This window comes from Dellaglioa sp. CoH-56-MRSF-14 (genome assembly GCF_056782115.1).
Genome location: NZ_JBXAYB010000078.1, coordinates 1 through 302, shown reverse-complemented (window position 1 = coordinate 302; position 302 = coordinate 1). Strand labels below are relative to the sequence as shown.

1 protein-coding gene is annotated in these 302 nt (G+C 55.0%); it reads left to right on the top strand.

All coding sequences use genetic code 11. The annotated features are described in order from the left end of the window. The coding region (locus AC1RPX_RS07905; protein WP_481763348.1) for a hypothetical protein at positions 1-302 on the top strand (302 nt) is incomplete at both ends.

The following is a 302-nucleotide window of genomic DNA, read 5'->3' as shown; positions in this document are numbered from 1 at the left end:
GTGTGGACGCTGCTCTCGGACGGCAAATTCTCCAGCGACTCGACCGTGTTTGCCGAGATCGAAATGATGCTGGCTTATCGCGAGAACTCGGTGCGCAAGATCGAAGAACCGTCAATCGATGATGACAAGGCAGAAGAGGACAAGAAAAAGAAGGAAGAGCCGTTCCGTATCAAACCGTGGCAGGCGCGCGAGTTCAAGAAAACGCGGCGTCAGGCCGAAAATAGTCGCGAGATCATGAGCTGGGAGGAAGTGAAGTTGGCTTCGGTGCTGGAGAATGCGCTCGGCCGCGAATCGTGCGAAAT